We start from the raw sequence: 15,507 nt of genomic DNA on the forward strand, positions 1-15,507 counted from the left end.
TGGGGCAGGAACAAGCTTGCCTAATTTGGGGGTATGTAAAGACAGGGAGTGATCGATATGCATTTGCACAGCCAGCATTTTACCGCCACTGATTTATTGGCTATGGACAAAGACGCCGTTTGGCACCATATGACGCAGCATGCTACCCAAACCGTTCCAATGATGGTGCGAGGGCAGGGGAGTTATGTCTGGGATATTCACGGCAATCAGTATTTGGACGCCTCATCCGGAGGCGTATGGTGCGTCAATGTTGGGTATGGGCGCGAGAGCATTGCAGAAGCCATCAAGGAGCAACTGGTGAGCCTCAACTATTTTGCAGGTACGGCGGCTACCCCCGTTGCTGCGCAATTTGCGGCTAAATTGCTCGAGCTGATGCCCGGAATGGGCAAGGTGTATTTCTCGAATTCAGGCTCAGAGGCCAATGAGAAGGCGTATAAAATCGTCCGCCAGATAGCGGCGAAAAAATACGGGGGGAAAAAGCATAAGATCCTCTACCGTGAGCGGGATTACCATGGCACGACGATTACCTGCCTCAGTTCCACAGGTCAGGAAGAGCGTCGAAACCAGTATGGGCCGTTTACACCGGGGTTTGTCGAGTTTCCCCATTGCTGTGAATACCGTAGCCAGTTTGGTGATGTGGACAATTACGGGGAATTGGCTGCAAAAGCCTTTGAAGATGTGATTTTACAAGAAGGACCGGATACCGTGGGTGCCGTTGTCATTGAACCTATCACGGCTGGTGGCGGGGTGATCACGCCGCCCGAGGGCTACCTACCAGCGGTAGAAGCGATCTGCCGCAAATACGACATCTTACTCCATCTTGATGAAGTGGTGTGCGGAGTTGGCCGGACAGGTGCTTGGTTTGGTTACCAGCATTACGGGATCAAGCCTGATATTGTCACCATGGCAAAGGGGGTTGCCTCGGCCTATGCTGCTATATCCTGTACCGTGGTGACCGAAGAGGTATTCAATCAATTTGCCGACGAGCCTCTGGAGCGCGAGAGCTTTTTCCGTGATATCAGTACCTATGGGGGCTGTACTGCAGGGCCTGCCGCAGCATTGGAAAACTTGAATATCATTGAGCAGGAAAGTCTGGTCGAGAATGCTGCCCATATGGGGGAATACCTTCGTGCCAGGTTGGATGAACTTAAAGCTCGTTATCCGTTGATTGGTGATGTCAGGGGGAAAGGATTATTTCTCGGGCTCGAGCTGGTTGAAGACCCTGTCACCAAGCAGCCGGTGGATGAGAAGGTGGCCATGCAGGTCGTCGGCCTGTGTGCTAAGCATGGGGTCTTGATCGGTAGGACGAACCGTTCATTCCGAAATTATAACAATACTTTGTGCCTAAGCCCGATGCTGACCCTTACCCGTGATGAAGCCGACGACATCATATTGGCACTGGATAGGGCATTCACTGAATTGACCCTATAAAACCTAATCAATGGGTAAAAGGCTGCTTCGGCAGCCTTTTTTGATCGTATTTAGCACTGGCTAGAAATATTTCCCTTTATACGCTGGATTTGCCGGGATTTTGATTTGCACGTTTTATGAGCATGGTCATGGTGCAAATCTGGACCAATTAACCTCTGAACTGGCACTACCGAAAAGCAGGTGAGATTCGTAGTGTAATCACTAATCCATCGACAAAAGGAAGTGACTATGACTCGTAACACGACATTTTTCGGGATGAAAGAATTGGCTTTGGCTGGCGTTATGGCGGCAACATTTTCTAGCCCTGTAATGGCAGCGAAGGAGGTAACGATTGGCTATCAGGGGATGTTCAACCCGATGAAATATGCCATTGACCAGAAGTTATTTGAAGACGCAACCGGCTACTCAATTAAATGGCGTAAGTTCGATTCGGGGGCCCGTGCAATTACGGCAATGGCTTCGGGAGCGGTGGATATGACCGTTGCTGGTTCTAGCCCTATCGCCAGTGCGGCCAGTAATGGTATTGAGATGGAACTGGTTTGGGTGATGGAAAACATCGCCGATGCCGAGGCTCTGGTTGTTAGAAAAGGAAGCGGTATCGCTTCGCCTTCCGACCTCAAGGGAAAAACATTGGGTGTCCCTTTCGTCTCAACTACCCACTTCCACATGCTGTTCGCTCTTGAGCAATTTGGCTTGACCGAAAAGGATGTCAAGCTGATCAACATGCAGCCCGGTGCGATAGTGGCCGCCTGGCAGCGCGGCGATATTGACGGTGCATTTATCTGGGACCCTGCGCTTGGCACCATCAAACAAGATGGCGAGGTGTTGATCACTTCCAAGCAGTTGAGTGCATGGGGTAAGCCAACCTTTGACGGTCTGATTGCCAGTAAGTCCTTTACCCAAAGCCATGGCGACTTTGTGACAGAGTTCCTGACCGTTCTTGCCAAGACTGATGAGGAGTACCGTTCTAACAAAGAAGGCTTTTCTGCTGACCACCCAATTGCAGTTTCGGTTGCCAAGTTGACTGGTGGGGAAGCAAGCACTGTACCCGAGGCGATGAGCCTGTACGAATTCCCAAATGTCGACGCTCAGTTGTCATGCCAGTGGTTAGGTTGTGAAGTTAAGGGCGGGGCCGTTAAAGCACTGGAGGCGACTTCGCAATTCCTGTTGCAGGAGAAAAAAATCTCTGGCCTACAGCCTGATTACAGTGTTTTCGTCAATCCGAGTTATGCCGCGCAAATAGAGCTATAACCTGCCACCTGGCAACAAGGAGGGAAAGTATGGACAAGGATAAAGTGCTGGAAATCCATGATGTGTCTGTCATTTACGATGACCGCAACGGAGGAGAGGCTGTTACCGCATTATCGGGCGTGAATTTGAAAATCGAGCAGGGCGATCTGGTTGTTGCATTGGGGGCTTCTGGGTGCGGCAAAACCACCTTGCTTAACCTGATGGCTGGTTTCATCCAGCCATCGGCAGGTTACCTGACTCTGGGCAATTCTGAAGTAAAGGGGCTACCGCGCGTTACCATGGGGCGGGAAATTGGTGACCAAATTATTGGCCCCGGTGCCGAACGGGGGGTGGTATTCCAAAAACATGCACTTTTCCCTTGGTTAGATGTGATTGAAAACACGGCATTTGGCCTGAAATTGCAAGGTGTACCTGAAGAAGAACGCCTGGAGCGTGCAGCGAAATACCTTAAGTTAGTTGGGTTGGAAGATTTCCATCAGCACAAGGTATATCAACTGTCCGGCGGTATGCAACAGCGTGTGGGGATAGCAAGGGCGCTGACAAACGACCCCAGTATCCTGCTGCTTGATGAACCCTTGGGGGCGCTGGATGCATTGACCCGTGAAACCTTGCAGGAGCTACTGCTTGATGCCTGGCAGGCGACCAACAAGATGATGTTCTTCATTACCCACAGTGTGGAGGAGGCATTGTTTATGGCATCGAGGCTGATTGTTATGTCTCCCCGTCCTGGAAGGATCACCCATAGCTTTGAATTGGACTTTAACCGCCGTTTCTTGGAATGCCGTGATGCGCGTGCCGTCAAATCAATGCCGGATTTTATCGAGATGCGGGAAAAAATCCTCTCGATCATTCACCAAGATGAAAAGCCGGAGGTTGCAGCATGAGTAACACCAACACCGTTGAACAAATTGATGTACTGAACCCGGTAGAAGTCACTGGCGATGCCCAAGACATGTTGCATGAGGTTGTGCCTGCCACAAAACCAACAAGGCTACAGCCACATTACAGGGATACCGTTGGCCAAGATGGCAAACTACCGTTAGGTCCAAGGCTTATCCGCGCATTGAAACAACGTACAGAGAAAGCCCCGAATTATTATGGTGAACCGGGGCAAGGGGACGCGAGACTGGTCTCGGTGATTTCTGTCATTGGTTTTATCTGCCTATGGGCATTGGTCACCGAGGCGGGATGGATTAAGCCGCTGTTTTTGCCTTCACCGATTGCGGTGGTGGAACGACTGGGTGATCTGGTGGTTAATGGATTCTCCGGCGTGTCGCTGGGCGAGCACCTGCTGGCAAGCCTGACCCGGGTGTTTGGGGCGTTTGCCTTGGCGGCGGTAACAGCCATTCCGTTAGGGATATTGATTGGTACTAATGTATGGGTGAGAGGTGTGTTGGACCCTTTAATCGAGTTCTATCGTCCTTTACCTCCACTTGCTTACCTACCGTTGGTGATTATCTGGTTGGGGATTGATGAGACCAGTAAAATCACCCTTATCTTCCTTGCGATGTTTGCACCGATTGCCTTGAGTGCCAGGGCTGGGGTGTCGTCTGCCAAAAGCGAGCAAATCCAGGCGGCATACTCGATGGGCGCCAGCAAATTTCAGGTCCTTTACCATGTCATTATAAAGAGTGCGATGCCGGAAATCCTGACCGGCTTGCGTATCGGGATCGGCTTTGGTTGGACAACCCTTGTTGCCAGTGAAATGGTCGCAGCCCAAGCGGGTATCGGTTATATGGTGCTAAATGCGGCGGAGTTTTTGGTGACGGATGTCGTGATTGCTGGGATTATGATAATTGGCCTGATTGCCTACTCTTTTGATCTGTTCATGCGCTGGCTGGAAAAGAAACTGGTGCCGTGGAAGGGGTATTAATCTCGCTAGTTTCCTTTAGCGGGCGGTAAGGGACTGTTAGGCCTGGACATTCTTCTCTATTGATACCTGGGTAGTAAAAACGACACCAAAGCGTCCTAAATCGGTCATTTTAGCCTGCCATGATGAAGAGGCTAAGAACCAGTGCCGACTTGCGGCGCATAACGAAGACTCATAACGTTAGGTTCCTTTCCGTTGGCCACCTTAGGGTGGCCTCTTTTCTTTGAAATGCAATATCAATGACTTAATTGCTTAACCTTAGTAGCACATACTCATCCCCGCTTTTTGCACTAAGGCCAGTTGATATCAGCAGGCCATGAGAACTTTCACTATTTTCGCGTTTTTCGAGCCAGTTGTTCGCCGTTTCAATCATTTATTGTTGTTGGTCATTAACAATTAATGATTGGAGCGGTTTTTATTTTTCGTACCGCTTCATGATCATTGTCGAGGCATCTACTTTAGCCATAAACCCTTTTGCGGCATCGGCTGTCATGAAAGAGTCCATTGATGCTTGAGCATCTTCTGTGCTTTCCCAGTGAACAATGACCAGCCATTCTCCATTTTCTCCCTTTGCACTCTCACGGGAGATGAAGCCTGGTTGTTTTGATACATGCTCAACTTCAACTGCCTTGTCTAAAGGAACAAACTCTTCGTAACTAACGCCGTTATTGAGAGTGAATGTCGCGACTTCGATGACTTCGGCATGGGCAAAAAAGGCAGAGATACAACATACTGCTGTACTTAGGTATTTCATTTTCATGATTAGACCTGTTTATTGATGTGAAGTTATTTTCGCTGAATGTTAACGTAAATAATAATATAGCTGGCAGAGCGAAATGGATGGGCCTAATTATAAGAGTTGCTGTATTTAACTGAGACCATTTGTGATGCAGAAATGCTAGTAGGAATTATGCTTGGTAGGTAATTGAGCAAAATAAAAACAAAGCTTGGCGGTGAAGAGATTCTTCTACCTTTTTACCTGATAAAGAAAGGCTTAAAACCAAAGCAAGTTAGCTTTTGTTTTGTCGTTTGAAATTAGCGGGCCTCGATAACTGCTAAGGCCCGCGGCAAACCTGGAGTAAAAATTGAAAATTAGTTCTGGTGCGCCGGTAAGGTTTTGCTCTCATAAGCATCGGCAAAACCGTGGTTCCTGTCGCGGTGACCGGCTTCGTCTTCGCGGATACGCAAGACAACATCCCTTAGCTTGGCATTGGCTGGGAGCTGGTAGTATTCAATCGCAATGTCCGGTGCATTGATGTTTTCAACTTCACCAGCATCAATCTTTTCGAGGTACTCAGTGTAGCTTTTGCAGGCTTCTTCCTCAAAGTATCCGACCACCCGGTGGGCGATACGCGATGACAACAAATAGATAAAGCTGTACACCACAAGAAAGACACCTTGTCCGAGCAATACCAATAGCCTTTCTATCCAGCTCGGCTTAGCAATATCAAGGAAGATCATTAAATGCATCCGCTCGTTCTGCGCTTCATCCAGCAGCTCTTTGATCCAGCCTGCGTCATCTCTCATCCTGCGCAGAGATTTAAGGTGGTTGAACATACCGGCAACCATACCCGGTACGGCGGCAATGGTCTCAAGGATAACAGCACGTTTGGCGTATTTTTTACCATAGAACAGGTTCAGGGAGAATTTAAGGAACTGCGTGATTTGATAGGCAACTCGCTCTGAAAGCTTGGTGGCGCTGCGGTGGGTAATTTTAAAGCCTGACATAATAAATCCCCTATTTATAGTAGTGTTTCTAATGCTTTAGCATTGAAATCTGTCACCAATATATAAAACCGCTTTGTAACCAACTGTATTGTTCAGGTAGGGACTGTTGTACCGGGTAAATAGTTATTTCATCTGTAAACAACCTTTGTATTTGCAAGGTTAAATTTTCAGCTAACTATAAGTTCAGGCTAGATATTATTTCTAATGAGTTGTAACTGTGAAATGAGGAATTCTTTATCATCACACTATGATGAGCAAATAACCGTAAGAAAGCTAAGGTTATTATAAGAAGAATCTCGGTAATGGTAAATACAATATAAAAATTGAGCTTATTATGATATCTAAAGCATAAAAAGATGTAAGCAATAAAACTGAGCATCTCATCACTAAACGTAACTGAAAAATGCCATTAAGGTCTGTGGGGAATATCTGTGGTACATTTTATTCTCATATGGTTTGTATTCGTTGGCGTATATTTTGAACACTCCTTTTCCCATCACCCAGTTAGATACCCCGGCTTTGATTGCTGATCTTGATAAGATGACCCAAAATATCAAAGAGATGCAACAGCAAATAGATTTGCTGGGCTTAACCCTTCGTCCCCATACCAAGGCGCATAAAATTCCGGCATTGGCACAGATGCAAATTGATGCCGGTGCTGTTGGCATTTGTACATCCAAACTCGGTGAAGCAGAAGTTATGGCCAAGGGGGGAATCCATGATGTGTTGATCACAACCCCCATTGCAGGTGCGGTCAAATACCATCGCCTAATTGCCTTGTGTAAAGAGCACCCCAAAACAGTAATACGCCAAGTAATCGACCACCCTGAACATGTGAAGGCTATTGCTCGCTTAGCAACCGAGACAGGAATTGAAGTAGGTTTGCTGGTCGAGGTCGAAAGTGGCCAGATGCGCTGTGGGGTAATGCCTGATGAGTCTCTGGTTGAACTTATTGAGCTAATTAATCGCACAGAAGGTGTCCGTTATGATGGCATCCAAGCATACAGTGGGCACTTGCAGTTGGTTAAAGGCTATCAAGTCCGGCAGCAGACTGCTTTTGATGCTGTACGTGATGTGTTCGCTTTTATTGATACTACGCTTGCTCCTCGTGACTTGAAGCCAGGGATCGTCTCTGGTGGCGGTACCGGGACGTTTGCTGCTTATCCGGGGCTTGGCTATACCGAAATCCAGTCTGGTTCATATATATTTATGGACGCAACTTATGCCGCTATTGGTGATGAGTTATGTGATGTCACGAACCGCCAGTTTAGCCCTGCCCTCAAGGTGCTGACGACCGTTATCAGCCATCCTGCTGCGAATCGTGCCGTTGTTGATGCGGGTATGAAATCACTTTCGATTGACTTGGGCATGCCGAAGGTGACGACCTACCCGGAAGTGACTTACCAATGTGGCGGTGATGAGCATGGGATCCTGCACCTGCCTGAAGGCCACCGACAATTGAAGGTTGGGGAGGTGCTAACTATGCTTCCTAGCCATTGCGACACAACCTTGCATAATTTTGATGTGCTTTATGGTGTCCGTGACGGTATGGTTGTCGAGCAGTGGGCTATTGAAGGGCGGGGCCGTTCGGATTAATCCCAGTCTTGAATTGCAGATGGCTGGCAGAAAGAGACTGACATTGTCATTTTGGGATAGCGTTATAGTTGTTACAGTGATATGTTACTGTAACATTTAAAACCTAGCAGTAACTTATCCTATTGTTATGACACAAGAACAACGAAAAGCGCGTCCTACCCTGCAAGATATTGCTGACCGTGTCGGCATCACCAAAATGACTGTCAGCCGCTACATGCGCAACCCTGAATCAGTGTCAGCCAAGACAAGGGATAAGATCGCCGAAGTGGTGGAAGAGCTGGGGTATATCCAAAACCGCGCCCCAGCCATGCTGTCGAAGTCTTCCAGCAAAGCAATAGGGGTATTGCTGCCTTCCTTGTCTAACCAGGTCTTTGCCAGTTTTGCCCAAGGTATTGAAGCGGTTACCAATGCTAACGGCTACGAAATCCTTATTGCCCACTTTAGTTACGATGAAGAAATTGAAGAGCGCAAAATTGCCTCCTTGCTTTCTTATCAGGTCGACGGGCTTATCTTGACCGGTACGTCCCATACCGAGCGTACGCTACAGATGATAAAAACTGCCGGGGTGCCGGTGGTTGAAGCGATGGAGCTACCGAGTCACCCTGTCGATATGGTGGTGGGGCTGGATCATATCCATGCATCTTATACGGCGGTGAAAACTATGCTCGATAAGGGCAAGCGCCATATTGCCTACTTTGGTGCCCGCTTGGATACCCGTACCAAACTGCGTATGGAAGGCTATGACAAGGCGATGGAAGAGGCTGGTTTGCCGAAATACCATATCCTGACCCATGAACACTCCAGCTTCACCCTCGGTGGAGAATTGCTGAGCCGTGCCTTGGCAGAGTGCCCGGAGTTAGATGGTGTGTTCTGTACTAATGATGATATCGCTATCGGTACTATCCTTGCCTGTAATGAGCGGGGTATTGAAGTGCCTAAGACAATCAGTGTCGTTGGTTACAACGCCCTGGATATCGGCCAGGCTATTACGCCACGCCTAACCAGTATTTATACCCCGCGATACCAAATCGGCGAGAAGAGTGCGGAGCTTCTGCTCCAGGCGCTTGACGGCAAGCGCAGCGAGCGCAATGTCTTTGATATGGGCTTCACGATTAGCAGGGGCGAAAGCTTGTAGAGAAGGGCCAATAAAAAATGGGAGCAAGTGCTCCCATTTTTGTTTGTGCTGCTGCTCGCTTAGAACAAGAAGCTCGCGCCTTCGTCGGCACCGCCAACATTTTCACGCATCACCTTGAAGATATCTCGGCCCCAGGTGATCTGGCTGGCTTCGGTATCAAGTTGGACTGGCTGGCGCTGATCAAAATCAACCGCGACTTCCAGCAGGCCGGTGCTACAGTCGAGTTTCACGATATCGCCATCTTTAATCATGCCGATGGCACCGCCGCGTAGCGCTTCCGGTGATACATGGATAGCTGCTGGGATCTTACCTGATGCGCCAGACAAGCGGCCGTCAGTAACCAAAGCGACCTGGTGGCCGGCTTTTTGGATATTGCCAAGGATTGGCATCAGCTTGTGTAGTTCCGGCATACCATTGGCGGCAGGGCCATTGTGGCTGACGACAATAACGCAGTCCCCGGTGAACTCACCGGCCTTATAGGCCGCTTCAACATCATGCTGGCAGCGGAAGACCTTCGCAGGGGCTTCAATAAACTGGTGTTCTTGCTTGACCGCAGAGACCTTGATAACGGCCTGTCCCAAATTCCCCTTGAGGACTTTGGTCCCGCCAGTTTGGTTGAATGCCTGGCCAATGGTCGCGATCACTTCAGCGTTGCTGCTCTCGCCAACAGGTTGCCATACCAGCTTGCTATCAGTGATAGCTGGCTGGGTAAGCTGATCGGCAAACTCGCCAAACACCGTTTTCACGTCTGAGTTCAGCAGACCGCGTTCATGCAGTGTTTTCATCAGTGCCGGTACACCGCCCGCTTGCTCGAAGGCGTTGATATCCGCAGGGCCGTTAGGGTACATCTTGGCTAGTAGCGGCACGATGTCAGATAGCTCGCTGATATCATCCCAGGTAAGGATGAGGCCGCCTGCGCGGGCAATAGCCAGCATATGGATAGTGTGGTTGGTACTGCCGCCTGAGGCTAGCAGGGCGACCACGCCATTGACCAAGTTTTCAGCTGTGAATACGTCAACAAGAGGGCGGTAGTTAGGGGAGTCCGCAGTCATGGATGCCAATGCAAGACTGGCGTGTTCTGTAAGGGCTGAGCGTAATTCGGTATTCGGTGCCACAAAAGCCGAGCCAGGCAGCATCAATCCCATGGCTTCGAACACTAGCTGGTTGGTATTGGCTGTGCCGTAGAACGTGCAGGTACCACCGGAATGGTAGGCTTGGCACTCCATCTCTAGCAACGCATCCTTGCCCACTTCTCCAGCGACATATTGCTGGCGTACAGCCACTTTCTTATCGTTGGTAATACCTGTTGGCATTGGACCAGCTGGAATGAAGGCGGTAGGCAAATGAGCGTAGCTAAGTGCTCCCATTAACTGGCCAGGGGCAATTTTGTCGCAAATGCCCAGTAGCAAGGTGGCATCGAATACATTGTGGCTCAGCGAGAAGGCCGTTGACTGGGCAATTAAGTCACGCGAGAACAGTGACATATCCATACCCGGCTGGCCCTGGGTTACCCCGTCGCACATCGCGGGTACACAACCGGCGATTTGCGCCGTGTGTCCCAGCGACTGCAGCGCCGACTTGATTTGGTCCGGATAGTTTTTGTAGAGCTGGTGGGCGCTCAGCATGTCATTGTAAGACGAGACAATAGCAAGGTTGGCACGGGTGAAATCGAGGATCTGCTGCTTCTCTTGCTGGCACGAGGCCGCTACTGCGTGGGCAAGGTTGCCACAGGACAGGCTGGCTCGACCTTTTCCTTGCTCAGCCTGATACGCTGTTTTGTCTTCAAAGTTCGCACGGATAACTTGGCTGCGGGCTTTGATACGTTCGGTGATCAAGGTAATGGTTGGGTGGATCATGCGGTGATCTCCTGGGCGGTTGCAGGCATTGACATCGCTTGTTCTGTTTCAGTTTGCTCTGTCAGTTGGGCAACTGCGTTGTCCAAAATGGCTTCGATACTTTGGTCAATGTCCACGGTGATGACATCTGCCTCGTTGACAGGTGTTTCCAGTACCGCAAACTGGCTGGCAATCATATTCTCTTTCATGAAATGCCCTTGGCGAAGCCGGATACGCTCCCTGATCACTTCTTGAGATCCAGACAGGTACAAGAAGGCCAAATTGTGATTCCCCTCACGAATCTGTTCCCGGTAACATTTTTTCAGTGCCGAACAAACAATGACGCCAGTTTCGTTTTTGCTTTCGATGCTGAATGCGGCATCACGGACCCGCTCAAGCCAAGGCTCACGGTCGTGGTCGTTCAGTGGTTCCCCTTGGGCCATTTTCAGGATGTTGGCTTTCGGGTGCAGGTCATCACCATCGATAAACTTACCCCCAATGCGCTGGGCAAGCTCAAAACCGATAGTACTTTTCCCTGATGCCGATACCCCCATCACTATGATGCTTTTCCCCACCATATAAGCTCCTTGAATCTTTTTCTGATCTGGATCTCATTTTTCAGATGATCTTCAAAATCGGGTTTATTTTACGAATGTTATTGGTAACATGTTACCCGTAACTTGAATGGTTGTGAACCACTGAATCAAGAATTCATCAAAACACCATGTTCAGCACAGCAACAATTTTGTTCCGGATTTAGAGAACGGTTGTGCCATGGAGAGGGGGAGAGAAATGGAACAGACGATTGAAAGCAAACTCAGTGCGATGAAGGTCGTGCCAGTCATTGCTATCAAACAGGCTGACAAAGCAAAACCACTAGCGAAGGTGTTGGTAGAGAACGGTTTGCCGTGTGCCGAAATTACTTTTCGCACCGAAGCGGCGGCGGAATCTATCCGCCTGATGCGCGAAGCCTACCCGGACATGCTAATCGGGGCCGGTACAGTTTTGACAACCGAGCAGGTTGATCAGGCAGTTGAAGCGGGTGCTGATTTCATTGTTAGTCCAGGCTTGAACCCGACAACAGTGGCGTACTGCCAGCAGAAGAATGTGGCCGTTATCCCGGGTGTCAACAATCCGAGTCTAGTGGAACAGGCGATGTCGCTTGGCCTGAAAACATTGAAGTTCTTCCCGGCGGAGCCTTCAGGTGGCATTGGCATGCTAAAAGCACTATCGGCGGTTTATCCGGTTGAGTTTATGCCAACAGGTGGGATTAGCCCAGCCAATGTGGCGGACTATCTGGCACTGGAAAAAGTCATTGCTTGTGGTGGCACCTGGATGGTTCCGAACGATTTAATTGACCAAGGCGATTGGCAAGCCATTGGTCAACTGGTGAGTGAAATCAACCAGTAAGCAAAATAACAAATTGATGGTCACCAGAATTTACATTTTATCGGGTGACATTTAACGCATTTTATTGGGGAATAGGCCGCAATTTACGCTAGCCAACTATTCTCCGTACACGCAGGAGTTGAGAAAATGTCGAAAGAATTCAGCGCGGTAGCCCGCTCGGTCGTTGAAAAATTGGGGGGCGCCAATAACGTTGTTGCTCTTACCCATTGTATGACCCGCCTACGTTTCGTATTGAAAGATGAAGCGAAAATTGATGCCGCAGCCATTAAAGGCGTGAAGGGTGTCATGGGTGTCGTGCACAATGGTGATCAATGTCAGGTGATCATTGGTAACAATGTAGCTGCTGCCTATAAAGAAGTGATGAAACTGCTAAACTTTGACGGCGCATCTTCTGAAGATATTCCGGCACCAAAAGTTAAGCTGACGCCAAAAGTGATTGGCGCCAAAATGCTTGACGCACTAGTAGGCACCATGTCGCCACTGATCCCTGCGATTATCGGTGGCTCGATGGTTAAACTGGCTGCGATGCTACTATTGATGTTCAACATCTACGAAGCCGATCACTCGACGATCATTTTGCTAAACACTATTGGTGACGGCGCATTCTTCTTCCTGCCTATCATGGTAGCGGCATCGGCTGCGATTAAATTCAAAACCAATATGTCACTGGCAATCGGTATTGCCGGTGTGTTGGTTCACCCGAACTTTATTGATTTGATGGCTCAGGCTGCTGATGGTCGTGCGGTTGAATTGTTCGGTATCCCAGTAACGTCAGTACGTTACACCTACACGGTTATTCCAGTCCTTATCATGACTTGGATCCAGTCGTACATCGAGCGTTGGGTAGATAGCATCACACCTGCTGTGACGAAGAACTTCCTGAAACCTATGCTGATCGTATTGATTGCCGCGCCAATCGGTATCCTACTTGTTGGTCCTATGGGTATCTGGATCGGTACTGCAATTTCGGCGCTGGTATACACAATCCACGGCGCGTTGGGTCCACTGGCTGTTGCTATCATGGGTGCACTATGGCCGCTATTGGTACTTACCGGTATGCACCGCGTATTTACCCCAACAATCATCCAGACCATTGCTGAAACCGGAACTGAAGCCATGGTAATGCCATCTGAAATCGGCGCGAACATCGGTATGGGTGGTGCGTGTCTGGCAGTAGCATGGAAAACTAAGAACATTGCACTTAAGCAAACTTCTATGGCGGCAGGTGCCTCTGCACTGATGGCTGGTATCTCTGAGCCTGCACTATACGGTGTATTGGTTCGCCTGAAACGCCCTCTAATCGCTACGCTTATCACTGGCTTTATCGTTGGTGGCCTTGCGGGTATGGCGGGAATTGCAAGTCACTCGATGGCAGCACCTAGCCTGTTCACAAGTGTCCAGTTTATCGACGTCAACGACCCGATGAGCCTTGTATGGGTACTTGGCTTGATGGCACTGTCAGTAGTTCTATCTTTCGTACTGACGCTTGTCCTAGGCTTTGAAGATATTCCTAACGACGAAGATGAAGCAAACCCGACGGCAGCTAAAGAATCAGCGAAAGAAAGCGCTGAAGAAGCTGAAACACCAGTGACAGCAAAACCTGCCACGGCATAGTGTTCACTGAAGAGTAAAATGAGCCACCTCTAAACGAGGTGGCTTTGTAACAATTCGCGGTAACGTGCGGTAATTAGCGAAAATACAAGAGGCAAACCATGTCTGATATTAAATTCCCGGAAGGGTTTCTATGGGGCGGCGCGATTGCGGCAAACCAATCTGAAGGTGCTTACCGTGAAGGCGGCAAGGGGCTAACCACAGTAGATATGATCCCTTACGGTGAAAACCGGATGCCGGTTAAGCTGGGTCAGGTTGATAAAGTGGAATTAGACGCGGACGAATTCTACCCAAGCCATCAGGCTATTGATTTCTACCACCGTTACAAAGAAGACATTGCGATGCTGGCCGAGATGGGCTTCAAGGTTTTCCGCATGTCAATTGCCTGGGCGCGTATCTTCCCTAATGGCGACGAAGAAACCCCGAACCAAGCGGGTATTGATTTCTACCGCTCGGTCTTCGAAGAGTGTAAAAAATACGGCATCGAGCCGTTGGTGACCCTTTGCCACTTCGATGTGCCTATGCACCTAGTCAACGAGTATGGCTCTTGGCGTAACCGCAAGATGATCACTTTCTTTGAGCGCTATGCCCGTACCTGCTTCGAAGCCTTTGATGGCTTGGTTAAATACTGGCTGACGTTCAACGAGATCAATATCCTGCTGGCTAGCCCGTTCTCCGGTGCCGGTATCGCTTTCCAGGAAGGCGAGAACCACGATCAAGTCAAATATCAAGCGGCACACCACGAGTTGGTAGCTAGCGCACTGGTGACCAAGATCGCCCATGAGATTAACCCAGAAAACCAAGTGGGTTGTATGTTGGCTGGTGGCCAGTTCTACCCGTATTCATGCAAGCCGGAAGATGTTTTCACGGCGATGCAAAAAGATCGCGAAAACCTGTTCTTTATTGATGTTCAGTCACGCGGCTACTACCCGTCTTATGCCCAGAAAGTGTTTGATGAGAAAGGCGTGAAGCTGGAAATCCATGAAGAAGACTTCGAGATCTTGAAAAATACCGTCGACTTCATTTCATTTAGCTACTATGCGTCTCGCTGTGCTTCTGCCGATATGAACGACGGCAACACCAGCGCGGCGAACGTGGTGAAGTCGATTAAAAACCCGCACTTGGAAGCCAGTGACTGGGGATGGGTTATTGACCCACTTGGCCTGCGTATCACCATGAACTCGCTGTATGACCGTTACCAAAAGCCATTGTTCTTGGTAGAGAACGGCCTAGGTGCCAAAGACACTATCGATGAGAACGGTGAGATCAACGATGACTACCGTATCGACTACCTGCGCTCCCACGTTGAAGCGATGAAGGATGCAATTGCTGACGGTGTGCCGTTGATGGGTTACACACCTTGGGGCTGTATTGATTTGGTTGCGGCGTCGACGGGTGAAATGAGCAAGCGTTATGGCTTTATCTATGTCGACCGCGATAACGAAGGCAACGGTAGTTTGGATCGTACCCCCAAGAAATCCTTCTACTGGTATAAAAAAGTCATTGCGAGCAATGGCGAAGATCTAGCTTAAAACCAAATGGAGAAAATCCATTTAGGTTAGATGTGTTCTGTTGTCTGAGGGGAACTCTGACAGTTTGCCGGTAAGGCCCATAGGGACTTACCGGCTTTTTTGTGTTTG

13 protein-coding genes are annotated in these 15,507 nt (G+C 49.2%); 9 read left to right on the top strand and 4 right to left on the bottom strand.

Features of this window, described 5'->3' with window-relative positions:
• Positions 1 to 57 precede the first annotated feature (57 nt).
• From C9J01_RS23235 to C9J01_RS23250, 4 genes are all read left to right on the top strand, one after another.
• Complete coding sequence (locus C9J01_RS23235) at positions 58 to 1,431, top strand: aminotransferase family protein (protein WP_107300514.1); 1,374 nt, start codon at positions 58 to 60, stop codon at positions 1,429 to 1,431.
• Positions 1,432 to 1,659: 228 nt separating this feature from the next.
• Positions 1,660 to 2,682, top strand: coding sequence for a taurine ABC transporter substrate-binding protein (gene tauA / locus C9J01_RS23240; RefSeq protein WP_107300515.1), 1,023 nt, complete (start codon positions 1,660 to 1,662; stop codon positions 2,680 to 2,682).
• A gap of 29 nt (positions 2,683 to 2,711) precedes the next feature.
• On the top strand, positions 2,712 to 3,566 hold the full coding sequence (locus C9J01_RS23245; RefSeq protein WP_107300516.1) for a taurine ABC transporter ATP-binding protein: 855 nt from the start codon (positions 2,712 to 2,714) through the stop codon (positions 3,564 to 3,566).
• Positions 3,563 to 4,555, top strand: a complete 993-nt coding sequence (locus C9J01_RS23250) for an ABC transporter permease subunit (RefSeq protein WP_237157051.1) — start codon at positions 3,563 to 3,565, stop codon at positions 4,553 to 4,555. Before C9J01_RS23245 ends, C9J01_RS23250 begins: the two co-directional genes overlap by 4 nt.
• Positions 4,556 to 4,967: 412 nt before the next feature.
• Here C9J01_RS23250 and C9J01_RS23255 read toward each other — a convergent pair whose 3' ends face one another.
• Complete coding sequence (locus C9J01_RS23255) at positions 4,968 to 5,312, bottom strand: antibiotic biosynthesis monooxygenase family protein (protein WP_107300517.1); 345 nt, start codon at positions 5,310 to 5,312, stop codon at positions 4,968 to 4,970.
• 332 nt (positions 5,313 to 5,644) lie between these two features.
• A complete protein-coding gene (locus tag C9J01_RS23260) occupies positions 5,645 to 6,280 on the bottom strand; it encodes an alternative oxidase (RefSeq protein WP_107300518.1) in 636 nt (211 codons plus the stop codon).
• A 477-nt stretch (positions 6,281 to 6,757) separates the two neighbouring features.
• Here C9J01_RS23260 and C9J01_RS23265 point away from each other — a divergent pair, with 477 nt between their 5' ends.
• Together C9J01_RS23265 and C9J01_RS23270 are read left to right on the top strand one after the other, a co-directional pair.
• Positions 6,758 to 7,876 carry a DSD1 family PLP-dependent enzyme gene (locus C9J01_RS23265; protein ID WP_237157052.1) on the top strand — a complete coding sequence of 373 codons (1,119 nt, stop codon included), beginning with the start codon at positions 6,758 to 6,760 and terminating at the stop codon, positions 7,874 to 7,876.
• 127 nt (positions 7,877 to 8,003) lie between these two features.
• Positions 8,004 to 9,011, top strand: a complete 1,008-nt coding sequence (locus C9J01_RS23270; protein WP_107300519.1) for a substrate-binding domain-containing protein — start codon at positions 8,004 to 8,006, stop codon at positions 9,009 to 9,011.
• Between the two features lie 59 nt (positions 9,012 to 9,070).
• Here the strand turns inward: C9J01_RS23270 and edd are convergent, their stop codons facing one another.
• Complete coding sequence (gene edd, locus C9J01_RS23275) at positions 9,071 to 10,867, bottom strand: phosphogluconate dehydratase (RefSeq protein ID WP_107300520.1); 1,797 nt, start codon at positions 10,865 to 10,867, stop codon at positions 9,071 to 9,073.
• The gene (locus C9J01_RS23280) at positions 10,864 to 11,424 is read right to left on the bottom strand and encodes a gluconokinase (RefSeq protein WP_107300521.1); all 561 of its coding nucleotides are present in this window, start codon (positions 11,422 to 11,424) and stop codon (positions 10,864 to 10,866) included. Before C9J01_RS23280 ends, edd begins: the two co-directional genes overlap by 4 nt.
• Positions 11,425 to 11,638: 214 nt before the next feature.
• Between C9J01_RS23280 and C9J01_RS23285 the strand changes: the two genes are divergently transcribed.
• The 3 genes from C9J01_RS23285 to C9J01_RS23295 all read left to right on the top strand — a co-directional run bounded on the left by C9J01_RS23285 (position 11,639) and on the right by C9J01_RS23295 (position 15,399).
• The gene (locus C9J01_RS23285) at positions 11,639 to 12,256 is read left to right on the top strand and encodes a bifunctional 4-hydroxy-2-oxoglutarate aldolase/2-dehydro-3-deoxy-phosphogluconate aldolase (protein ID WP_107300522.1); all 618 of its coding nucleotides are present in this window, start codon (positions 11,639 to 11,641) and stop codon (positions 12,254 to 12,256) included.
• 126 nt (positions 12,257 to 12,382) lie between these two features.
• On the top strand, positions 12,383 to 13,870 hold the full coding sequence (gene ascF / locus C9J01_RS23290) for a PTS cellobiose/arbutin/salicin transporter subunit IIBC (RefSeq protein WP_107300523.1): 1,488 nt from the start codon (positions 12,383 to 12,385) through the stop codon (positions 13,868 to 13,870).
• A 98-nt stretch (positions 13,871 to 13,968) separates the two neighbouring features.
• Positions 13,969 to 15,399: a 6-phospho-beta-glucosidase gene (locus C9J01_RS23295; protein ID WP_107300524.1), complete on the top strand. Its 1,431-nt coding sequence runs from the start codon at positions 13,969 to 13,971 to the stop codon at positions 15,397 to 15,399.
• Positions 15,400 to 15,507: the final 108 nt, after the last annotated feature.

Source organism: Photobacterium rosenbergii (assembly GCF_003026455.1).
GTDB lineage: Bacteria > Pseudomonadota > Gammaproteobacteria > Enterobacterales > Vibrionaceae > Photobacterium > Photobacterium rosenbergii.